Annotated in this window: 19 protein-coding genes; 6 read left to right on the top strand and 13 right to left on the bottom strand. The window is 59.9% G+C overall.

What is annotated here, in order from left to right; genetic code table 11:
- Nucleotides 1-554, top strand: a 554-nt coding sequence (locus HX790_RS29375) for a hypothetical protein (RefSeq protein WP_218172197.1), incomplete at its 5' end; no start/stop codon positions are given.
- Nucleotides 555-1,460, top strand: a complete 906-nt coding sequence (locus tag HX790_RS29370) for a PoNe immunity protein domain-containing protein (RefSeq protein WP_176992612.1) — start codon at nucleotides 555-557, stop codon at nucleotides 1,458-1,460.
- Between the two features lie 679 nt (nucleotides 1,461-2,139).
- Here the strand turns inward: HX790_RS29370 and guaA are convergent.
- The 4 genes from guaA to HX790_RS29350 all read right to left on the bottom strand — a co-directional run bounded on the left by guaA (nucleotide 2,140) and on the right by HX790_RS29350 (nucleotide 6,986).
- Nucleotides 2,140-3,717 (bottom strand): glutamine-hydrolyzing GMP synthase, encoded by a 1,578-nt coding sequence (guaA, locus tag HX790_RS29365; protein ID WP_017134673.1) that lies wholly within the window; start codon nucleotides 3,715-3,717, stop codon nucleotides 2,140-2,142.
- Nucleotides 3,718-3,798: 81 nt separating this feature from the next.
- On the bottom strand, nucleotides 3,799-5,268 hold the full coding sequence (gene guaB / locus HX790_RS29360; protein WP_016977684.1) for an IMP dehydrogenase: 1,470 nt from the start codon (nucleotides 5,266-5,268) through the stop codon (nucleotides 3,799-3,801).
- Nucleotides 5,269-5,525: 257 nt separating this feature from the next.
- Nucleotides 5,526-6,074, bottom strand: a complete 549-nt coding sequence (locus HX790_RS29355) for a hypothetical protein (RefSeq protein ID WP_015885727.1) — start codon at nucleotides 6,072-6,074, stop codon at nucleotides 5,526-5,528.
- 144 nt (nucleotides 6,075-6,218) lie between these two features.
- On the bottom strand, nucleotides 6,219-6,986 hold the full coding sequence (locus HX790_RS29350) for a sulfite exporter TauE/SafE family protein (RefSeq protein ID WP_169985231.1): 768 nt from the start codon (nucleotides 6,984-6,986) through the stop codon (nucleotides 6,219-6,221).
- Between the two features lie 99 nt (nucleotides 6,987-7,085).
- On the opposite strand from HX790_RS29350, the gene HX790_RS29345 reads away from it, so the two are divergent.
- The 4 genes from HX790_RS29345 to leuA all read left to right on the top strand — a co-directional run bounded on the left by HX790_RS29345 (nucleotide 7,086) and on the right by leuA (nucleotide 12,554).
- On the top strand, nucleotides 7,086-7,976 hold the full coding sequence (locus HX790_RS29345; RefSeq protein WP_099549336.1) for a LysR family transcriptional regulator: 891 nt from the start codon (nucleotides 7,086-7,088) through the stop codon (nucleotides 7,974-7,976).
- A 30-nt stretch (nucleotides 7,977-8,006) separates the two neighbouring features.
- Nucleotides 8,007-9,386 (top strand): exodeoxyribonuclease VII large subunit, encoded by a 1,380-nt coding sequence (gene xseA, locus HX790_RS29340; protein WP_138450312.1) that lies wholly within the window; start codon nucleotides 8,007-8,009, stop codon nucleotides 9,384-9,386.
- A 3-nt stretch (nucleotides 9,387-9,389) separates the two neighbouring features.
- The gene (locus tag HX790_RS29335) at nucleotides 9,390-10,211 is read left to right on the top strand and encodes a peptidoglycan DD-metalloendopeptidase family protein (protein WP_017134679.1); all 822 of its coding nucleotides are present in this window, start codon (nucleotides 9,390-9,392) and stop codon (nucleotides 10,209-10,211) included.
- A 663-nt stretch (nucleotides 10,212-10,874) separates the two neighbouring features.
- On the top strand, nucleotides 10,875-12,554 hold the full coding sequence (gene leuA, locus HX790_RS29330; RefSeq protein ID WP_017138560.1) for a 2-isopropylmalate synthase: 1,680 nt from the start codon (nucleotides 10,875-10,877) through the stop codon (nucleotides 12,552-12,554).
- Nucleotides 12,555-12,706: 152 nt separating this feature from the next.
- On the opposite strand, the gene HX790_RS29325 is transcribed toward leuA, so the two are convergent.
- From HX790_RS29325 to pilW, 9 genes are all read right to left on the bottom strand, one after another.
- Nucleotides 12,707-13,498: an amidohydrolase gene (locus HX790_RS29325; protein ID WP_176992611.1), complete on the bottom strand. Its 792-nt coding sequence runs from the start codon at nucleotides 13,496-13,498 to the stop codon at nucleotides 12,707-12,709.
- Entirely contained in the window at nucleotides 13,486-14,634 is a 1,149-nt protein-coding gene (locus tag HX790_RS29320; RefSeq protein WP_099550104.1) for a pyridoxal phosphate-dependent aminotransferase, read from the bottom strand. The genes HX790_RS29325 and HX790_RS29320 overlap by 13 nt, the downstream gene beginning before the upstream one ends.
- A 133-nt stretch (nucleotides 14,635-14,767) precedes the next feature.
- Entirely contained in the window at nucleotides 14,768-16,237 is a 1,470-nt protein-coding gene (gene der, locus HX790_RS29315) for a ribosome biogenesis GTPase Der (RefSeq protein WP_053135513.1), read from the bottom strand.
- A 135-nt stretch (nucleotides 16,238-16,372) separates the two neighbouring features.
- Nucleotides 16,373-17,524, bottom strand: coding sequence for an outer membrane protein assembly factor BamB (gene bamB / locus HX790_RS29310; protein WP_017135954.1), 1,152 nt, complete (start codon nucleotides 17,522-17,524; stop codon nucleotides 16,373-16,375).
- Complete coding sequence (locus HX790_RS29305; RefSeq protein ID WP_176992610.1) at nucleotides 17,517-18,158, bottom strand: tetratricopeptide repeat protein; 642 nt, start codon at nucleotides 18,156-18,158, stop codon at nucleotides 17,517-17,519. The genes bamB and HX790_RS29305 overlap by 8 nt, the downstream gene beginning before the upstream one ends.
- Before the next feature lie 41 nt (nucleotides 18,159-18,199).
- A complete protein-coding gene (gene hisS, locus HX790_RS29300) occupies nucleotides 18,200-19,489 on the bottom strand; it encodes a histidine--tRNA ligase (RefSeq protein WP_017135952.1) in 1,290 nt (429 codons plus the stop codon).
- Nucleotides 19,490-19,510: 21 nt separating this feature from the next.
- A complete protein-coding gene (gene ispG, locus HX790_RS29295) occupies nucleotides 19,511-20,620 on the bottom strand; it encodes a flavodoxin-dependent (E)-4-hydroxy-3-methylbut-2-enyl-diphosphate synthase (RefSeq protein ID WP_056858733.1) in 1,110 nt (369 codons plus the stop codon).
- Between the two features lie 2 nt (nucleotides 20,621-20,622).
- Nucleotides 20,623-21,624 carry a RodZ family helix-turn-helix domain-containing protein gene (locus tag HX790_RS29290; protein WP_176992609.1) on the bottom strand — a complete coding sequence of 334 codons (1,002 nt, stop codon included), beginning with the start codon at nucleotides 21,622-21,624 and terminating at the stop codon, nucleotides 20,623-20,625.
- Nucleotides 21,624-22,382 (bottom strand): type IV pilus biogenesis/stability protein PilW, encoded by a 759-nt coding sequence (gene pilW / locus HX790_RS29285; protein WP_169985241.1) that lies wholly within the window; start codon nucleotides 22,380-22,382, stop codon nucleotides 21,624-21,626. The genes HX790_RS29290 and pilW overlap by 1 nt, the downstream gene beginning before the upstream one ends.
- Nucleotides 22,383-22,390 lie beyond the last annotated feature (8 nt).

Genomic DNA, 22,390 nt, shown 5'->3' with positions numbered 1-22,390 from the left:
TTGAAAAGATGGCTGAGGTGGCGAGCCTCGCCAAATTCGACAAGCTTGTAGCACGCGGCGGGCAGTTCAACCCTAACGGCACCCCGCTGATGGACTTCCGCGCCATGACCAACGCGCAGAAGAGCATCGTCGGGGACATCATGGGTGGAGAGCAAATCAAGACGTTGGTGCCCGGTGCTGAAAAAATTGGCCGGGCTCCCGATATTGGCCAGACAGGCATTGACGATTTGTACAAGGTAGATAAGCCTGGTGTCGACTACCTGATTGTTGAGTACAAATTTGGCTCGTCCAAGCTGAAGCCCACCCGAGATGGGCTGCAGATGAGTGATGATTGGATGACGGGGGCGACCACTAATTACAATCGTATTCTTGAATCTGTAGGGGGAGATGCATCAATGGCAAGGAATATCCGTGACTCTCTGCTATCAGGGAGAGTTGAGAAGTGGCTAGTGCATACTGATCCATTTGGCAATGTTACGGTTGGCGTCTTGGATAAAGGTGGGAAGTTTGTTGAGGATCCTATTGCGACATCGAAGCTCATAGGGAGAAAGTGAATGATTCGCGCACCACTCGGCCATGCCAGCTATTGGGATAAGGTCGTTAACGACAGCGACAGCTATATCGCGAAGTCTCAAAAGCTTCTCTTGGCGCCAACCGCTGACCCCGATTACGCCCCCCAGTATGCGTTTGAAATCGGACAGGACCATTTGCACCAAATTTTGCGCAGATATTCCGCCGGAGATCCAATAACTCACTTGGCCCACTACTTCCCCGGTCTGCTAGCAGCATGGGAACAGGCGGAACACCTCGGCACCACCGTGTGGACTACGGAGCAGCAATTCACCCGGCACCACTGGCGCGTCAACTACGACCACTACATCATTTGCTTCTGGCTGGTCGGCTTGGCACTCGCACTCGACATTCCAGACGAGCAATGGCATCGCTTGCTGGCCTTGATCGGCAATGATGGCGAAGACGTACTTCTTGATCGGATCATTGCCAGCCGCAGTCCAGACCGCAAGATAGGAGCCGTGCTTCTATATCCCAAGCCGTATGGTCGTTTGTTGAAGGCCGTGGATGCACCCGCAGACTCTCAGCCGCCGCTGCTCAAAGCCTTTGTCGAGCACTGGTATCTGGAAGTGCGCACTGGCGCGAAATCCGGATCAGACCCGCAAGCGGTCAGCTATCGGCATCCTTATTGGTATACCTATGGCGACCAGAACTTTGAAGGCGGGGCTTATTTTGGTCGTTGGTGTGTAGAAGCCGTCGCTGCCGTGAAGGCGTTTGGAATGGATGACTCGCCATGTCTAGGTCAAGAGCATTATCCGGGAGACCTTTTGAGACCTGATGGCCCTAGCACTCACCCGGCAAGAGAGACAACAGAGCCACATCCACCGTTGGCTTCAGCAAAGAAAGCCGGCTTTTGGGCCCGAATTTTCACCCGGTCCAGTGATAGATAAGCGCCGGTGTGATCAAGCAAGACACGGCTATCGCAAGGCACGCACCCGCCGAGAAGTGCCAACGTCGGCATCGACTTCAGTTAGGGTTCGCTACGAGCCGGCGGCGGCGATACCCCCGCTCAAGTGCGCCGTAACCAGTGGTGAGGGGGGGTTGGCCCAGTCAGGCTGGAATGACGTCAAGAACCTCGCCGAATTCGTCGCGCATCTCATCGAAGGGCTTAGCGGCCTTAGCTAACTGACTAATAACCCGGAGGCCAAGCAGGGAATGGACGATCTACACAACGGACTGTACGGCACCCCACTAGTGTTGGCAGCAGCAACGCTGGGTGGTTGCACCTCCTAGGCCGCTATCACCGGCGAGCCTGGGGTGAACATGGGGACAGCTATCAAAAGGTGCTCGCCGTTGTCAGGCGCAACAGTACCGTGACCAAATAGATCGATGACCAATGTTTCCGGGCCGAGAGTTACTCGAAGTGGAGACTGGCAAACAGTTACTGCTGACATCTGCGGGGCTAAGCGTTCTCGATACCATGTCGGTATTCCTTCTCCGGGACATGGTATCGATGTAGCTCCCTCACATACGTACGATGTGCGCCATTAAAAACGCCATTGATGACGTATCAAACATAACTATTCAATTTTATTTTATTAAATAAAATCAAATAGTTATGATCCAGCCCTACTCCCACTCAATCGTCGCCGGCGGCTTGCTCGACACGTCATAAGTAACGCGCGAAATACCCTCGATTTCATTGATGATACGGCCGCTGACAGTCTCCAGCAGCTCGTACGGCAGGTGTGCCCAACGCGCGGTCATGAAGTCGATAGTCTCGACGGCACGCAGTGCAACAACCCACGCATAACGACGGCCATCGCCCACAACGCCCACCGATTTCACCGGCTGGAACACCACGAATGCCTGGCTGACCTTGTGGTACCAGTCGGCTTTGCGCAGTTCTTCGATGAAGATGTGGTCGGCGCGACGCAGCAGGTCGGCGTATTCCTTTTTCACTTCACCCAGGATGCGCACGCCCAGGCCCGGGCCTGGGAATGGGTGGCGGTAGACCATGTCGTACGGCAGGCCGAGTTCCAGGCCCAGGCGGCGGACTTCGTCCTTGAACAGTTCGCGCAGTGGTTCTACCAGCTTGAGGTTCATCTCCTCCGGCAGGCCACCCACGTTGTGGTGGGACTTGATCACGTGGGCCTTGCCGCTCTTGGCGCCAGCCGACTCGATCACGTCAGGGTAGATGGTGCCCTGGGCGAGGTACTTGATGTTGTCCAGTTTGTTGGACTGGGCATCAAACACGTCGATGAAGGTGCGGCCGATGATCTTGCGCTTCTTCTCTGGGTCGCTTTCGCCCGCCAGGTTGTTGAGGAACTGGTCCTCGGCGTTGGCGCGGATCACCTTGACGCCCATGTTCTCAGCGAACATGGCCATCACTTGCTCGCCTTCGTGCAGGCGCAGCAGGCCATTGTCGACGAACACGCAAGTCAGCTGGTCGCCGATGGCTTTGTGCAGCAGCGCGGCAACCACGGAGGAGTCAACGCCGCCGGACAGGCCGAGCAATACGTTGTCGGTACCGACCTGGGCACGCACGTTGGCGATGGCGTCTTCAGCGATTTTCGACGGAGTCCACAGGGCTTCGCATTGGCAGATGTCGAGGATGAAACGCGACAGGATACGGCCGCCTTGCTTGGTGTGGGTCACTTCCGGGTGGAACTGCACGCCGTAATAGCCGCGCTCGTCGTTGAACATGCCGGCAATCGGGCAGCTCGGGGTGCTGGCCAGGATGTGGAAGTCTTCCGGCATCTTGGTGACCTTGTCACCGTGGCTCATCCACACGTCGAGGCCGAACAGGCCGTCGGCGTCGATGTGGTCTTCGATGCCGTCCAGCAGGCGGCTCTTGCCGACCACGTCGACACGGGCATAACCGAATTCACGCAGTTCGGAACCTTCAACCTTGCCGCCCAGTTGCTCGGCCATGGTCTGCATGCCGTAGCAGATACCGAAGACGGGCACGCCCAGGTCGAATACGGCTTGCGGGCAACGCGGGCTGTTGGCTTCGTGCACGGACTCGGGGCCACCGGCAAGGATGACGCCTTTCGGTGCGAATTCGCGGATCGCTTCGTCGTCCATGTCGAACGGGTGCAGTTCGCAGTACACGCCGATTTCACGCACGCGGCGGGCGATCAGTTGGGTGTACTGGGAACCGAAGTCGAGGATCAGGATGCGGTGGGCGTGAATGTCGAGGGCCATGAAGTCAGTCTCGTCTAATGAATCAGAAACAACTCGGGGCTGAAAGAACAGCCCCGGTTACTTAACGTTTTGCTGGAAGCCTCAACCTACGCGGTAGTTCGGCGCTTCCTTGGTGATCTGCACGTCGTGGACATGGGATTCAGCCATGCCGGCGCCGGTGATCCGTACGAACTCTGGCTTGGTGCGCATTTCTTCGATGTCGGCGCTGCCGGTGTAGCCCATCGAGGAACGCAGGCCGCCCATCAATTGATGGATGATCGCGCTCAGGGTGCCTTTGTACGGCACACGGCCTTCGATGCCTTCCGGTACGAGCTTCTCGGCGCCTGCCGAGGAGTCCTGGAAGTAACGGTCGGAAGAGCCCTGCGCCTGGGACATGGCGCCCAGCGAACCCATGCCGCGATAAGCCTTGTACGAACGGCCCTGGAACAGTTCGATTTCGCCTGGTGCTTCTTCGGTACCGGCGAACATCGAGCCCATCATCACGCAGGAAGCACCGGCAACGATGGCCTTGGACAGGTCACCGGAGAAACGGATGCCGCCGTCGGCGATCAACGGAACGCCCGTGCCTTCAAGGGCAGCAGCAACGTTGGCGATGGCGCTGATTTGCGGCACGCCTACACCGGCGACGATACGCGTGGTGCAGATGGAGCCAGGGCCGATACCGACCTTGACCGCATCGGCGCCGGCTTCGGCCAGGGCCTTGGCGGCTGCGCCGGTGGCGATGTTGCCGCCGATAACCTGTACGTCAGGGAAATTCTGTTTGACCCAGCGAACGCGGTCGATCACGCCTTTGGAGTGGCCGTGGGCAGTGTCGACCACCACCACGTCAACACCGGCAGCCACGAGGGCCGAAACGCGATCACCGGTGTCTTTACCGGTGCCGACCGCAGCGCCGACGCGCAGACGACCTTGGTCATCCTTGCTGGCCAGCGGGTATGCCTTGGCTTTTTCGATGTCGTTGACGGTCATCATGCCTTTGAGGGCGAATTTGTCGTCGACGATCAGCACGCGCTCGATGCGGTGCTTGTGCAGCAATTCGCGCACATCGTTCTTGTCGGCGCCTTCCTTGACAGTAACGAGGCGCTCTTTAGGCGTCATCACTTCACGGACGGTGACTTCAAGACGGTTCTCGAAACGCACGTCACGGGAAGTGACGATGCCGACCAGGTCGCCATCGTGCAGTACCGGAACGCCGGAGATGTTGTGCAGGCGGGTCAGGTCGAACAGATCACGCACGGTGGCGTCGGCTTCGATGGTGATTGGATCTTTCACCACACCGGCTTCGTAACGCTTGACCTTGCGCACTTCGGCAGCTTGCTGCTCGATGGTCATGTTCTTGTGGATGATGCCAATGCCGCCTTCCTGAGCCATGGCAATTGCCAAACGGGCTTCAGTGACGGTGTCCATGGCAGCGGAAACCAGAGGAATATTCAGCTCGATGCCACGGGTTAGGCGGGTCTTGAGACTGACTTCGTTAGGAAGCACCTCGGAATAACCGGGCACTAGGAGAATGTCGTCGAATGTCAGAGCTTCTTGGCTGATACGCAGCATCGCGGGGGCTCCCGAGCGGGAAAATGGAAGCGCGCCATTATATACATGCACCCTGTCGGGCTCAATGTAAAACTCTGACAAACTTGGTAATACTGATAGATGGATAAAACTCACGGCTTGATCGTTCCTACGCTCCGCGTGGGAATGCCTCGTTGGACGCTCCGCGTCCGGGGTCAGCGCAAGGCTTCAACCTTGCGCAATGGTGACGCGGAGCGTCACGGGATACATTCCCACGCAGGAGCGTGGGAACGATCAGGTTAAAGCTCGACTTTGACCCAACTCATCTTCTGGTCCAACCAGTCGGCAAATTCGTCGATAAAGCTCTGCTTGAACCCCGCCTCCGCCCAGTTGTTGAAGATAAACCCCAGGTTGGAAAACCCGCATTCCTGCAGGAATAGAAACCCATTGATGTCATCTTCATGCCCACACAACGGGCAAGTGAAGTTATCGGTGTGGCCGGGCATCCAGTCTTCCAGGCTTTCGAACAGCGCCTCGCCGACTTCTTTAAGGCACTCCGGGCAGCCGGCCTCTTCGAGAAAGCCCTTGGCCGGCGTGTAGATGCAGCGCTTGTAGATGATCTCCAGGCCATTGATCGGCTCGTTGAACGGCAGCGCTTCGGGGTGCAGCACCACGGCGCGGGCGCCGTCGGCCAGGGCGTAGGCCATGCGGTTGCCGGTGCGCCCGCAGGTGGTCAGCTCTTCCTTGATGATGTTCTTGCGCACCAGCCAACGCACGATGGCCCGGGCGCGGGGTTCGTGGACGGGCAAGGTGGAGATTTTGGGGACAAGGATGCTTTGGGAGTTCATGGTGCTTGGGAGCCCTGCGGTGTGGCGACTGCCGACATCGCGGGCAAGCCCGGCTCCCACATTTGGAATGCATTCACCTGTGGGAGCTGGCTTGCCTGCGATGAGGCCTTGAAGCCTGGCAGCTTAATCCCTGCCCCACACAGGTCAAGCGCTCAAATACCGCCCAATCAATGCAATCCCACTGGCCAACACCAACCAAGTCACCAAGCGCACAAAGGCTTCGCGGGACATCCGCATCGTCAACCTGCGCCCACACCACAGCCCCAGGGCCATCGCCGGCAACAGGCACAGCGCCAACAACAGCAACGGCAAGTCCGCATACACCCCGGCAATCAGGAACAGACTCAAGCGCACCACCGTGCTGCAACTGATCAACGCACTTTGCGTGGCCCGCGCCGCATCCTTGGGCAAACGGCTGTTGAGGTAGATCGCATATAAAAAGCCGCCGCTGCCGAACAGCGCACCAAACAGGCCGCCGACGGTGCCCATTGGAATCGACCAACCTTTGGAAAGCTGAGTGGGCCGCGCCTTCACCGACAAGCTGTAGATCGCATAGGCGCTGATAAACACCCCCATCAGCAGCAACAGCAGATCCGAATGCAGGTTGAGCAGAAAGATCACACCCAGCGTACAACCGATGGCCATGCATGGCAGCAACCGCAGCAGCTCGGGCTTGTTCACGTCTCGCCGCGATTGCAGCAGATTGCCAAAGGCCGCGACAAAATCCAGCAGCACCAGCAGCGGGATGATCTTCGACAGCGGCATAAACACAATCAGGATCGGCCCCGCCACCAGCGCCGTGCCAAAGCCTGCAATACCGAAGACGATATAGGCCAGCACCACACCCAGGCCGATGACCAGCCAATCGACACCACTGAACGACCACTGGCTCATCAGCTCAACCGGGCTCATGTCGTATTCCTTGAAAGAGATAACCAACACTTTAGCCATCGCCGAGTGTTGCGACTAATATCTTCAAAGCCCTCCACTTATCTTGAAAAGGCATGACAAGTGATCTCGACCCGCCAACTGCGCTACTTCGTAGAGATCGCCGACAGCGGCAGCTTCAGCGCCGCCGCCGAGCGTTTGTTCGTGGCGCAATCGGCCCTGAGCCGCCAGATCAAGGCGCTGGAAACCCAGCTGCAAACTTCACTGTTCGAACGCACCGCGCGCCAGCCCCGGCTGACGGCGGCGGGCGAAGCCTTTTACCCGAGGGCGCGCAACCTGCTGAGCGAGCTGCTCAAGGCCAGCGAGATGGCCACCCTGGTTGGCAAGGGTCAGCTTGGCACCCTGCGCCTGAGCCATTCGAGCACCGTGCCGATGAGCGGGCCATTGCTGCACGGCATCAGCACCTGGCTGCAGCGTTGCCCCGGCGTATCGATGGATATCGTCAAACTGTCTTCCGAGGCGCAACTTGAAGAAATTGCCGACGGGCGCCTGGAAGTCGGCCTTTTACGGTTACCGGTGCTGCGACAGCGCGAAGGCGTGCGCGTGGTGCCTTTATATAGCGAACAACTGGTGTTGGCGGTGCCGCCCAATCACCCGCTGGCAGGCAGTGATACACCTGTCGAACTGGCACAGCTCAAGGACGAAGCGTTTATTTCAGTTCCGCACCCCCAACGTGGCGGCTTGAGTTATCTGTCAGCCGAACTGTGCATGCGCGCAGGATTTTTCCCCAAGGCAGCGCGGGTGATGTCGCGCAAAACCACGCAATTGCAGCTGATCCAGGCCGGCTTCGGAATTGCCTTGTTACCAAAATCCATGCAGGACATAGCGCCGGCCAACCTGCACTTTTTGTCCCTGGCGGACCCGGACTGCTTGAGTACCGTGGCCCTTGCCTGCACGCAGGCGCCGAGCGCACTGGTGGAGCAATTCTGCCAAACCTTGCACGAATGCCTATAAACTGCCGCCCATGATTAAAGATCGCTCCTCATGATTAAAGATCCGTTTGCCCGCTTGGGCCTGGACCGCGAAGTCCTGACTGTCAGCCAGCTCAACGGCCGCGCGCGGGTGTTGCTGGAAGACGTGTTCACCAATATCTGGGTCGAAGGCGAGATCTCCAACCTCGCCCGCCCGGCTTCCGGCCATGTGTATTTCACCCTCAAGGACAGCGGCGCCCAAGTGCGTTGCGCGCTGTTTCGCAACAACGCCGCACGGGTGCGCCAGGCGTTGAAGGACGGCCTGGCGGTGAAGGTGCGCGGCAAGGTCTCGCTGTTCGAAGGCCGGGGCGACTACCAACTGATCCTCGACACCGTGGAACCTGCTGGCGATGGCGCGCTGCGTTTGGCCTTTGACGCGTTGAAGGAAAAGCTCAGCGCCGAAGGCCTGTTCAGCGCCGAGCGCAAGGTGCCGCTGCCGGCGCACCCTCGGCGCATTGGGATTATCAGCTCGCCGACGGGCGCGGTGATTCGCGACATCATCAGCGTGTTCCGTCGTCGTGCGCCGAACGTTGAACTGACACTGATCCCCACCGCCGTACAGGGCCGCGAAGCCATCCCGCAGATTGTGCGCGCGCTGAAAATGGCGGATGCGCGCGGTTTCGACGCGTTGATCCTGGCCCGAGGCGGCGGTTCGCTCGAAGACCTGTGGTGCTTCAACGAAGAAGCCGTGGCCCGCGCGGTGGATGCCTGCGTGACGCCCATCGTCAGCGCCGTCGGCCATGAAACCGACGTGTCGATCTGCGACTTTGTGGCCGACGTGCGCGCCCCCACGCCCTCCGCCGCCGCCGAATTGCTCGCGCCAGATGCCAGCCACTTGGTGCGCCAAGTCGAAAACCTGCACCGCCGCCTGGTGATGCTGATGCGCAACCGCCTGAGCCATGATCGCCTGCGCCTGGAAGGCATGGCCCGCCGCCTGCGTCACCCTGGCGAACGTCTGCGCCAGCAAGCCCAGCGTTTGGACGACCTGGACATGCGCCTGCGCCGCGCCTTCGAGCGCAGCCTCAATACCCGTCGCGAACGCCTGATCCGCCTCGAAACCCGCCTCGCAGGCCAACACCCCGGCCGTCAACTGGCGTTGCTGCGCCAGCGCCTCGATAGCCTCGCAGAACGCCTGCCCCGCGCCATGCGCGAAGGCCTTAAGGCACGCCGCCTGCAACTGCAAAGCCAGGTGCAGACGTTGCAGGTGGTCAGTCCGCTTGCGACTCTGGGCCGTGGCTACAGCATCCTGCTGGACGAGCGCGGCCAGGCGATCCGCAACGCCGCGCAAACCCACACCGGCCAACGCCTGACCGCGCGGCTCGGCGAAGGCCAATTGCAGGTGCGGGTGGAAGATAACCACCTGACGCCCGTCACCCTTTCGTTACTGGATTGATTGATGCCACGTTTATTTAGCCTGCTGATGCTCTTGTGCCTGACCTTCAACGCCCACGCCGACAGCTACATCACGCGGTTGCTGAACAAGCCGGTGCCGGGTGGCGTGGCGGTGGTCGACCTCGGCACTTCGGCCAGCGCGCCCAAAGCCACCTACCTGAACCGGCCGGTGCTTGTGGTCAAGGAACAGAACAACTGGCTGGCGATTGTCGGGATCCCGCTGACCGTCAAACCCGGTACCGAGCGCATCACCAGCGGCGGGCAGAACTTGCCGTTTGTGGTGGGCTTCAAGAAATACCCCGAACAGCACATCACCTTGAAGAACAAAAGCCAGGTGAACCCGGCCCCGGCGCAACTCAAGCGCATCGAGGGCGAACTGGCCGTGCAGCTCAAGGCTTACCGCAGCTTCAGCCCGAACACACCGAGCAACCTGCTGCTGGACAAACCGGTCAACGGGCCACTGTCGAGCAAATTCGGCGTGCGCCGCTTCTTTAATGGCGAGGAACGCAACCCGCATTCGGGCCTGGACTTTGCCGTGGGCGCGGGCACGCCGATCAAGACGCCGGCGGCGGGCAAGGTGATCCTCACCGGCAATTACTTCTTCAACGGCAACACCGTGTTCGTCGACCATGGCCAGGGCTTTATCAGCATGTTCTGCCATATGTCGAAGATCGACGTCAAAGTCGGCGACCAACTGGCACGCGGCGCAGTGGTGGGCAAGGTCGGTTCCACTGGCCGTGCAACCGGGCCGCATATGCATTGGAACATCAGCCTTAACGATGCGCGGGTTGACCCGGCGATCTTTATTGGCGCGTTCCAGCCCTGATAAAAATATTCAACCTACCGGCCTCATCGTGGCATAGGTATCTACACAACTTTTAAAAGCAGCCTATTTCTCCTGTGGCGAGCAGGCTTGTCCTGCGTTGGGCTGCGAAGCGGCCCCAAAAACAGACGCTGAGTACTTTCAGCAAAATTGCCGTGCCTGTACTGGGGCCGCTTCGCAGCCCAACGCAGGACAAGCCTGCTCGCCACAACAGCCCACCTGCCACAGACTTCGTGTTAACCGGTTGTGTAGATACCTATGCTCATCGCGGGCAAGCCTGGCTCCCACAGGTGAACGCGATTCCCTGTGGGAGCCGGGCTTGCCCGCGATGACGCCAAGCCTGCCAGCCCAATTGCGCGCCCGATAAGTACCGCGCAATAAAAAGAAACCCCACATTCAATAACCGACACAAAATATCGAATCCCAGCCAAATAGCAGAACTTATCTCAATTTTTCCCGACTGCTTGCCATCTTTCACCCCTGCGGTTAGGGTTGAGCTTATGAAAACCTCTCACACCCTCATTCAGCTCCGCCAGCACCGTAGCCTGTGCCTCGTCAGCGCACGACTGCCAGGCTGAATCGATCTGCCTCGTCCCAAGCTTCGCCCCCAATAACAGTTTTACGGCAGGCCGCCTTTTCTCGGCCCCTACTACAAAGGATTTCCCGATGAGCATGCTCAAAGACCCGTCTTCGAAGTACCGCGCGTTCCCGACCATCGATATCCCGGACCGCACGTGGCCGTCGAAGACCATCACTGAAGCGCCGATCTGGTGCAGCTCCGACCTGCGTGATGGCAACCAGTCGCTGATCGAGCCGATGGACGCCGCGAAAAAGCTGCGTTTCTGGAAGACCCTGGTGTCTGTAGGCGTGAAGGAAATCGAGGCCTCGTTCCCAGCCGCGTCGCAAACCGACTTCGACTTCGTGCGCACCTTGATCGAAGACAACCACATCCCCGCGGACACCACCATCCAGGTGCTGACCCAGGGCCGTGAAGACCTGATCGCACGTACTTTCGAATCCCTGCGCGGCGCTAAAAAGGCCATCGTGCACTTGTACAACGCCACATCGCCGTCGTTCCGCCGCATCGTGTTCAACCAGGACAAAGATGGCATCAAGGCCATCGCGGTCAACGCGGCCAAGCTGTTCGTCAAATACGCCGCCCAGCAGCCGGAAACCCAGTGGACTTTCGAGTACTCCCCAGAGACCTTCAGCGCCACGGAGCTGGAGTTCGCCAAGGAAGTGTGTGATGCGGTGATCGAGGTATGGAACCCGACGCCAGAGCACAAGATGATCCTCAACCTGCCGGCCACGGTTGAATGCGCGACACCCAACATCTATGCCGACCAGATCGAGTGGTTCGGCCGCCATATCAACCGTCGTGACAGCGTGATCATCAGCCTGCACACCCACAACGACCGCGGCACCGGCGTGGCTGCTACCGAGCTGGGCCTGATGGCCGGCGCTGACCGTGTCGAAGGCTGCCTGTTCGGCAACGGCGAGCGTACCGGTAACGTCGATCTCGTGACCGTAGCCTTGAACATGTACACCCAAGGCCTCGACCCGCAGCTGGACTTTTCCGATATCGATGGCGTGCGCAAAGTCGTCGAGGAGTGCAACCAGATTCAGGTGCACCCACGTCACCCGTACGTCGGCGACCTGGTGCACACCGCTTTCTCCGGCTCCCACCAGGACGCAATCCGCAAGGGCTTTACCCAGCAGAAAGCCGACGCGCTGTGGGAAGTGCCGTACTTGCCGATCGACCCGGCGGATATCGGCCGCAGCTACGAGGCGGTGATCCGCGTAAACAGCCAGTCGGGCAAAGGCGGCATCGCCTACCTGCTGGAGCAGGAGTACGACATCAGCTTGCCACGCCGCATGCAAATCGAGTTCAGCCAAGTGGTACAGGCCGAGACCGACCGCGTGGGCCTGGAGATGACTGCACCACAGATCTACGCCTTGTTGCAGCGTGAATACCTGCAAGCCAACACCCCGTACGCGCTGGTCAGCCATCGCCTGCAGGAAGAAAACGGCAATAGCACCGTGGAAGTGGAAGTCTCGGGCAAGGGCCAGGGCGAAACCAACCTGCGCTGGAACGGCAAGGGCTACGGCACTTTGGAAGCGCTGGTTGCGGCGCTGCCGATCAAGGTTGAGATCATGGACTACAACGAACACGCGATCGGCGCCGGTACCCATGCCAAGGCGGCGGCCTACATCGAGTTGCGTGTGAACGGCGAACGCCCGGTGCATGGTGTGGGGATCGATGAAAACATCACCACGGCGAGCTTCAAGGCGGTGTTCAGTGCGCTGAACCGCTCGTTGAGCCAGCTGGAAGCGAAGGCGGCGTAAGCGCTGTCGCGGTAATGCAAAAGGCCCCTGGGCGAGAATCCAGGGGCCTTTTTATTTGTGGTGTCTGCTAGGGCCTCATCGCGGGCAAGCCCGGCTCCCACATTTGGAATGCATTCACCTGTGGGAGCGGGCTTGCCCGCGATAGCGGTCTGTCAGACAAACTGAAAGTCATCGGCATCCAGATTTGCCGGAAACCTGGTGCGATACGCTGCCAACTCTGCCGCATTCAGGCACACCTGAAACACCCCATCCGCCTCCCCGGCACTCAGCAGGGTCTCACCCTGGAAATCCAGCACCTGGCTGTCTCCGGTGTAGGCGAAGCCTTTGCCATCGGTACCCACCCGATTGACTGCCGCCACGTAACACAGGTTCTCAATAGCACGCGCCGGCAGCAAGCGGTTCCAGTGCTGACGGCGCGCACCCGGCCAGTTCGCGGTGTACAGCAGCAGGTCAGTGTCCTGGGCATCACGGCTCCACACCGGGAAGCGCAAGTCGTAGCAAATCAACGGGCGTATACGCCAACCCTTCAACTCGAACTGTACCTGGCGCTCGCCGGGCGTGTAATGGTCGTGCTCGCCAGCCATACGGAACAGGTGACGCTTGTCATAGTGCAACACTTCCCCGTCCGGGCGTGCCCATAGCAGACGGTTACGGTGGCTGCCGTCGGCTGCCTGGATGATCACGCTGCCGGTGATCACCGCGTTGTACTTCGCCGCCTGGGCTTGCAGCCAATGATGAGTCGGGCCATGTTGCGGCTCGGCAAGGGTTTGCGACTCCATGGAGAAACCGGTGGTGAACATCTCCGGCAGTACAATCAGGTCGGCGCCTTTGGCCTGCTCCAGCAACAGTTCGAAATGTTCGAGGTTGGCCTGACGGTCATGCCATACCAGGCTGGTCTGGACCAAGGCGATATTCAGGTCGGGCAATGCAGTCAAATCACGCATAGTTTCTCCGCCGCGTGTTGCAGCGTCTCCTCGCGTTTGGCAAAGCACAGGCGCACCAGGCGCTGGCCTTGCGGCGGGCTCTGATAGAACACCGAGACGGGGATGGTCGCCACGCCGTGTTCGCGGGTCATCCACAGTGACATGGCGACGTCATCCAGGTCGGGGCGAATCTGCGAGTAATCCACCAGTTGGAAGTAAGTGCCGGCCACCCGGGTAAAGCTGAAACGCGACGGCGCCAGCAGGTCGCAGAACAGGTCGCGCTTGGCCTGATAAAAGGCCGGCAATTGCTCGACGTGTTCCGGGTGTTCGGCCATGAAGTCAGCCAAAGCGTACTGCAAAGGGGTCACGCCGCAAAAGTTGACATATTGATGCACCTTGCGCAGCTCGGCGGTCAGGGCCGGGGGTGCGACCACGTAGCCGGTTTTCCAGCCAGTGACGTGGTAGGTCTTGCCGAAGGAGCTGACCACAAACGCCCGCTGATACAACTCTTCGTGGGCCAGCACGCTGACATGGGGCACGCCGTCGAACACCAGGTGTTCGTAGACCTCATCGCTGATCAGGTAGATATCGCGGTCGCGGATAAGCTCGGCCAACTGGTCCAGCTCGGCCCGACTGATCAACGCGCCGGTGGGGTTGTGCGGCGAGTTGAGGATGATCATGCGCGTGCGCGGCGAGAGCGCAGCCTTGATCTTGTCAAAGTCGAGCGCGAAGCCTTGCAGGCTCAATTGCACATGCACGCAACGGCCACCGGCCAGCTCGACCGACGGCTCGTAACTGTCGTAGCTGGGGTCGAACACGATGACTTCATCGCCGTTGCGGATGACCGCCTGGATCGCGCAAAAGATCGCCTCGGTCGCGCCTGGGGTGATGGTCACTTCGCTGTCGACATCCACTGTAGCGCCATAACTGCGGGCGATCTTGGCCGCCACTTGTTGGCGCAACACGGGCAGGCCGGTCATCGGTGCATATTGGTTATGGCCGAGGGCGATATGCTTGCCCACGGCATCGAGCAACCCTTGAGGGCCATTAAAATCGGGAAAGCCCTGGGACAGGTTAAGCGCGCCGGTTTCGGCAGCCAATTGCGACATTGTAGTAAAAATGGTGGTGCCGACATTCGGCAGCTTGCTGGTGATCATCGGAGGCCCCTGCAGGTGAGCCCCAAGTTTTAAGCTGCCCTAAGCATCGGGTCAAGGCACAAACCACCGCGCACAAAAAAGGGCTCCAAAGGAGCCCTTTTTGCAGCGTGTCGCTCACAACTCAAAGCGGCGCTTATTTCTTGTCGCGGCGCTTCTTGTCGGCCTTCTTGTGGTGAGTCATCAAACGACGCTTCTTGTTCACCTGACGGTCAGTCAGTGTGTTCTTGTTGCCTTCGTATGGGTTCTCGCCACCCTTGAACTCGATACGGATCGGCGTACCGACCAGTTTCAAGACACGGCGGTAGGTGTTTTCCAGGTAACGCACGTAGGACTTGGGCACCTTCTCGATCTGGTTACCGTGGATCACGATAATCGGCGGGTTGGCACCACCCAAGTGGGCGTAACGCAGTTTGATCCGACGGTTGTTGACCATCGGTGGCGCGTGCTCGCCAACCGCGTCTTCCAGGATCTGGGTCAGGCGGTTGGTCGGCCAGCGAGTAACCGCAGACTTGAACGAGTTCTGCACGGACGCGTAGAGGTTGCCCACACCGGTGCCGTGCAGTGCCGAGATAAAGTGGATATCGGCGAACTCGACGAAGAACAGCCGACGTTGCAGCTCGATCTTGACGAAATCGCGCTCGCTCGGCGTCATGCCGTCCCACTTGTTGATCGCGATGACCAGGGCACGACCGGCTTCCAGGGCAAAGCCCAGCAAGTTGAGGTCGTGGTCCACCACGCCTTCGCGGGCGTCCATCACGAAGATCACCACGTTGGCGTCTTTGATCGCCTGCAGGGTTTTGACCACCGAGAACTTTTCAACTTCCTCGTGGATCTTGCCGCGCTTGCGCACACCGGCGGTGTCGATCAGCGTGTACTTCTCGTCGTTACGTTCGAACGGGATGTAGATACTGTCGCGGGTAGTACCCGGCTGGTCATACACGATGACCCGGTCTTCACCGAGCATGCGGTTAACCAGGGTCGACTTGCCGACGTTCGGACGGCCGATGATGGCGATCTTGATACCGTCTTTTTCGCTCGGGCCAGGAATGCGCTTGGCTTCCTCACCTTCGGCAACGATCTCTTCCTCGCCCTCTTCTTCCTCAGCGTCATCCTTGGGGAAGTCGCGCAGGGCGATTTCCAGCATCTGGGTGATGCCGCGACCGTGGGCACCGGCGACCGGGATCGCATCGCCCAGGCCCATCGGGCTGAATTCGGCACGGGCCGCTTCAGGATCGATGTTATCGATCTTGTTGGCGACCAGATAGGAACGCTTGTTGCGCTTGCGCAGGTGCTCGCCAATCATCTGGTCGGCAGCGGTGTAGCCCGCACGGGCGTCCACCAGGAACAACACGACATCGGCTTCTTCGATAGCGAGCAGCGACTGCTCGGCCATCTTTTCGTCCATGCCATGCTCGTCACCGGAGATACCACCGGTGTCGACAATAATGTAGGAGCGCCCTTGCCACTTTGCCTCACCGTATTGGCGATCACGGGTCAGACCGGACAAGTCGCCAACGATGGCGTCACGAGTCCTGGTCAGGCGGTTGAACAAGGTGGACTTGCCGACGTTAGGTCGGCCCACCAGGGCGATTACGGGAACCATGCGGCTCTCCACTTCGTTATTTCAGAAAATACAAAAGCCGCTGCAAGGCAGCGGCTGGTGCTCGGGGCAGCATAGTCAAATGCCGCATGCCCCGCCGAAGCGGGGCCGCCTGGGTTTTACCCCAAGCATAGTTGCTTACTTGATGGTCAGGGCTTCCAGCTTGCCGCTGTTGCCAAACACGTAAAGCATGTTACCCACAACCAGCGGACGCGCACGCAGACCGTCGCTGTCGATACGCTCGCGGCCGACAAAACGACCGTCTACCTGGCTCAGCAGGTGCAGGTAACCTTCGAAGTCACCTACCGCTACGTAGCTGGAGAATACTTCCGGTGCCGACAGTTGACGGCGAGCCAGGGAGTCGTTGCTCCACAGCGCAGTGGTGGAACGCTCGTCGACACTTTCAACGGTGCCGGAAGCGAGGCTTACGTAGACGCTGCCGAACCCTTGGGCGACACCGGCGTAGCTGGAAGCATCACGCTGCCAGTTGATGCGGCCGCTTTGCAGGTCCAGCGCCGCAACACGGCCCTGGTAAGTGGCCACGTAAATGGTTTCACCCGACAGCAGCAGGCCGCCGTCGATGTCCACTACGCGGTCCAGCTCGGAGCGACCTTGCGGGATGGCCACACGGGTTTCCCAGGCCGGCACGCCGTTCTGAGTATCCAGGGCGACCACTTTACCGGTCGACAGGCCAGCAACGGCCAGGTTGTTCGTCACAATCGGACCACTGGTACCGCGCAGGGTCAACACCGCCGGGGTGCTGTCATACAACCAGCGCTGGTTACCGGTGGCGGCATCCAGGCCGATCACACGGTCATCCTGGGTCTGCACCACGACAACGTCGCCGTTGGTCGCCGGCGCTGCGAGCACTTCACTGGTCACCCGAGCGCGCCATTTCTCTTCACCCGTTGCCGAGTCCAGAGCCACCACGTCGCCTTTAAGCGTACCGATCAGCACCATGCCGTAGCCGACGCCCACACCACCGGAAACCGGCAGCTCGAGGTCTTTCTTCCACTTCACGTCGCCATTCATACGATCCATGGCCATGACAACGCCAGTGGAGTCAGTGGCCACGATGTTGTCGCCGTCGATTGCCGGCTGCAACAAGTTGTACAGGTCGCCCTGGCCGTCACCGACGGAGCGGCTCCACTGCTTTTGCAGGACCACTTCTTCCTTGAAGCTGGTCAGCTCGGCAGGAGGCAGTTCTTTTTTACTGTTGCTGCTGCAACCCGCGGCCAGAACGGCCAGAGCCAGCAATGCTGCATGTTTCCAACGGATCACGTCACGCATCCCCTTTGGCCAAGTCGTCCAGCTTGATTTGTAAGCCACCGACCGCTGCTTCATCAGACAGCGCCGCCTTGGCTTTTTGGTACGCAGCATGGGCTTCGTCGGTACGACCCAATTGGACCAACAGGTCGCCCTTGAGCTCTTCACGAGTGGCCACAAATGCCTTGTCAGCATCGCCGTCGAGCAGTTTGAGTGCTTCGTCAGCGTTGTTCTGTGCCGCCAATACCTGCGCCAGGCGCTGACGTGCGATTTCACCCAGGGTCGGGTTGGTCGGTTTGTCGGCGATGGCCTTCAGCTCGGTGGCTGCGTCATCCAGCTTGCCGGTGTCGACCGCAACTTTCGCGACGAACAGGCTGCCGTACTGGGCGTAGGTGCTACCGCCAAATTCGTTTTTCAGCTTGCCGGCAAGGTCCGCCACTTGGGCTGGATCTGGCTTGCCGTCCGGCGTCAGCGTGGTTTCCAGCAATTGCTGATAGAGGATCGAGGCGCCTTGGGACTGGTTGGCCTGATACTTGTGCCAGGCTTGCCAGCCGAACACCACCACTAAAGCCAGCAGACCGCCAGTAACCAGGGGCTTGCCGTTACGCTGCCACCAGTCCTTGAACTCGGCCAGTTGCTCATCATCAGTACTCGACACCCCAATACTCCTTAATCGCTAAATTCGGCTGTTCGACAGCTTCAACCCTGCACGACGCAGGTGGCCAAGTGCGCGGCGAGCGCATCAAAGGCAATGTTCTGTTGCTCGCCCTGGCCACGCAGGGGTTTGAAACCTATCACTTGCTGGGCCAGTTCGTCATCGCCGAGGATCAGCGCATACAGCGCGCCGCTCTTGTCGGCCTTCTTGAACTGGCTCTTGAAGCTGCCGGCGCCGGCATTGATCTGCAGGCGCAGGTTCGGCAGTTGGTCACGCACTTTTTCGCTCAGGGCCAGGGCTGCCAGTTCGGCGGCCTCGCCAAAGGCGCATAGGTACACGTCCACCTGACGGGAGATTTCTTCCGGGACCTGCTCCAGGGTTTCCAGCAGCAGGATCAGCCGCTCGATGCCCATGGCGAAACCTACGCCGGTGGTCGGCTTGCCGCCCATTTGCTCAACCAGGCCGTCGTAGCGACCACCGGCACACACGGTGCCCTGGGCGCCGAGTTTGTCGGTGACCCACTCGAACACGGTCTTGCTGTAGTAATCGAGGCCACGCACCAGTTTAGGGTTGATCACGTAGGGAATACCGGCCGCATCCAGGCGAGCCTTGAGGCCCTCGAAGTGCACGCGGGATTCGTCGTCCAGGTAGTCGGCCATTTTCGGCGCGTCGACCAGTACGGCTTGGGTGTCGGCGTTCTTGGTATCGAGGACGCGCAACGGGTTGGTTTTCAGACGGCGCTGGCTGTCTTCATCCAATTTGTCCAAGTGAGCAGACAGATACTCGACCAGGGCAACGCGATAGCGACCCCGGGATTCGCTGGTGCCCAGGCTGTTGAGCTCAAGCTTGACCGCGTCGCGGATGCCGAGCAGGCCCCACAGGCGCCAGGTCAGCACGATCAGCTCGGCGTCGATGTCCGGACCATCGAGGTTGAACACCTCGAGGCCGATCTGGTGGAACTGGCGATAACGGCCTTTCTGCGGGCGCTCGTGGCGAAACATCGGGCCGATGTACCACAACTTCTGCGGCTGGCCACCACCGGTGAGGCCATGCTCGAGCACGGCACGCACGCACGCAGCGGTGCCTTCCGGACGCAGGGTCAGGGAGTCGCCGTTGCGATCTTCAAAGGTGTACATCTCTTTTTCGACGATGTCGGTCACTTCACCGATGGAGCGCTTGAACAGCTCGGTGAACTCGACGATCGGCATGCGGATCTGTTTGTAACCGTAGTTATCCAACAGGCGCGCGACCGTGCTCTCGAAGTAGCGCCACAGTGGCGTCTGCTCCGGCAGGATGTCGTTCATGCCACGAATGGCTTGCAGAGACTTGCTCACATCTAATCCTTAAATTCGTTCTTAGCCGCGCGCGATCAGCGCTGCGTCAGCCGCAACCTTTTCAGCTGCTTTCTCGCGGATCAGCTTTTCCAGATGATCCACGAGATTCTCATTCGTCAGTTTCTGCGACGGCTTGCCGTCGATGTAAATCAGGTTCGGTGTACCGCCAGTCAGGCCCACATGGGCTTCCTTGGCTTCACCCGGCCCATTGACCACACACCCGATCACCGCTACATCCAGCGGCACCAGCAGGTCTTCGAGGCGAAGCTCCAGGTCGTTCATGGTTTTCACCACGTCGAAGTTCTGCCGCGAGCAGCTCGGGCAGGCAATGAAGTTGATGCCACGGGAACGCAAACGCAGGGATTTGAGAATGTCGTAGCCGACTTTCACTTCCTCTACGGGGTCTGCCGCCAGGGAGATGCGGATAGTATCGCCAATCCCTTCGGCGAGCAGCATACCGAGACCCACCGCAGATTTCACTGTGCCTGAGCGCAAACCGCCCGCTTCAGTGATACCCAGGTGCAGCGGCTGCACGATTTCCTTGGCCAATAGGCGGTAGGCTTCTACCGCCATGAACACGTCGGAGGCCTTTACGCTGACCTTGAAGTCCTGAAAATTCAGGCGTTCAAGGTGCTCGACGTGGCGCAATGCCGACTCAACCAGCGCGGCTGGGGTTGGTTCGCCGTACTTTTTCTGCAGGTCTTTTTCCAGCGAACCGGCGTTGACGCCGATACGGATGGGAATGCCACGGTCACGTGCCGCGTCCACCACGGCGCGCACACGGTCTTCGCGACCGATGTTGCCCGGGTTGATGCGCAGGCAGTCCACACCCAGCTCGGCCACACGCAGAGCGATTTTGTAGTCGAAGTGAATGTCGGCGACCAGCGGAACCTTGACCAGTTGCTTGATGCGGCCAAAGGCCTCGGCAGCGTCCATGTCCGGTACGGATACGCGCACGATGTCCACACCGGCGGCTTCCAGACGGTTGATCTGGGCGACTGTGGCGGCCACATCATTGGTGTCGCTGTTGGTCATGCTCTGCACTGCGATAGGGGCATCGCCACCTACCGGTACGGAGCCGACCCAGATCTTGCGCGATACGCGACGTTTGATTGGAGATTCGCCGTGCATGACTATTGTCCCAACTTGAGGCGAGCAGTCTCGCCACTGGTGAACGGCGCCACGTCCACAGGCTGGCCGTTGTAGGCCACTTGCGCGCCACGGGCAAAGCCCAGACGCAGCGTCAAAGGAGGCTTGCCGCCTTGGTCAAGCGTATCTCCCTTACGCTTCAGACCGCTAAACAGCACTTTGCCATTGCCATCGGTGACTTGCGTCCAGCAGTCAGCGATGAAGGTAATCTGGATATGCCCGTCGCCGGCGATCAATGCCGGGGTGGTGGGAGGCGAAATCACGGCCGGGGCCGGGGCCACTGGTGCGTTAGTCGCTGGGGCCTGCGCCGGAGCAGCCGGAGCAGCTGGCGTATGCGCCTGGGCAACCGGGGCAGCCGGTACGGTTGGAGCCGGCACAGCAGCGGTGGCTGCAGGTGCAGTGCCCGCTTCCGGAGTCGGTTGCTCGGTGGTAGCCGGCGCTTCCGAGGCGGCCTGCCCTTGGGCAACCGCCTGGTCTTCCGGCTCATCCAGCGGGTGAATCTGGGTGGTGCCGTCGGCGCTTTCGACTTCGACGTGCTCCATGGCGTTGCTGGTAAGGTCTTTGGTGCGTTGGGAGGCCTGGTCTTGCCACCAGACGAAACCGCCACCCACCACGGCAATCAGCAGCAACAGGCTGACAATCCGCAAAATAGTGTGGGAAACCCGTACCGGCTCCTCGATGCGGCCCAGGCCATGCACATTGCTGCCCTGGGAATCGGTGCCGGTGAACTGGTCAAATTCCTGGACCAGTACCGCCTGGTCGATGCCCAGCAACTTTGCATAGGCGCGGATATAGCCGCGGGCAAAAGTATGCCCAGGCAGCTTGTCGAACGCGCCGGCTTCCAGGTTGCCCAGGGATGTGGCGGTCAAATTGAGCTTGAGGGCCACTTCTGCCAGCGACCAACCATTGCTTTCGCGGGCCTGACGCAAGGTCTCGCCTGGGTTTACGCGATTAGCTGCTACAACTTCCGGGTGCGCCGCTTTCATCATTGCTCCGACAGGTATTGCTGATATTCCGGCGTACCGGGATAGAGTCGTTCGAGTTGCTGGCCAAACTGTGCGGCCGTGTCGCGTTCTTCATGAACCGTCGCCAGGCGCACACCGAGCAATAGACTACGTGCATTTTGCCCGCTGAGCAGGCTAAAACGCTCGTAAAAGTCACGTGCCGGCACATAATGCCTGTCTTCGTAAGACAACTCAGCCATTTCGAGTAAAGCCCGTGGCTGGCGATTGTTCAGGTGCAGGGCTTTTTCCAGTTGCTGACGACCGCTGTCGCGCAGGCCAAGGCGTATCGAGGTCACCCCAAGGTTTTCGAATACTCGCGAACGCTCAGGATAAAGGGTATCGGTACTGGCTTGCTGGAAATAGCGGGACGCCTGGTCGTAACGTTGCTGCGCAAACAGAAAACTGCCGTAGTTGTTCAGCAGCCGCGGGTCGGCAGGACGTGCGGCCAGGGCCTTGTGAAAATACGCGTCGGCCAGTTCAGGCTCGGCCTGGGCCTGGAATACCAGCGCCAGTGCGGCATTGGCATCGGCGTCGTCGCCGTCCAGCTCAAGGGCTTTTTTCAACGGCACCTTGGCCTGCTCGCTCATGCCCTGGCGCAGATAACCCAAGCCCAATTGCACATAGGCAATTCGCGCCTCGTCACGGCCTTTGCCGGTTTGCATGGGGCTGTCATGGCCCGATGAAACACAACCGGCCATCAGACCGGTGAAAAGCAACAGCAGCGCGAGGCGCAAGGGCATAGAGGTCC

The sequence above is a fragment of the Pseudomonas sp. IPO3747 genome (assembly GCF_013385245.1).
In the GTDB taxonomy this organism is placed as follows: domain Bacteria; phylum Pseudomonadota; class Gammaproteobacteria; order Pseudomonadales; family Pseudomonadaceae; genus Aquipseudomonas; species Aquipseudomonas edaphica.
Note: the sequence above shows the minus strand (reverse complement) of the source record. Positions and strands in the feature narration are given on the sequence as shown.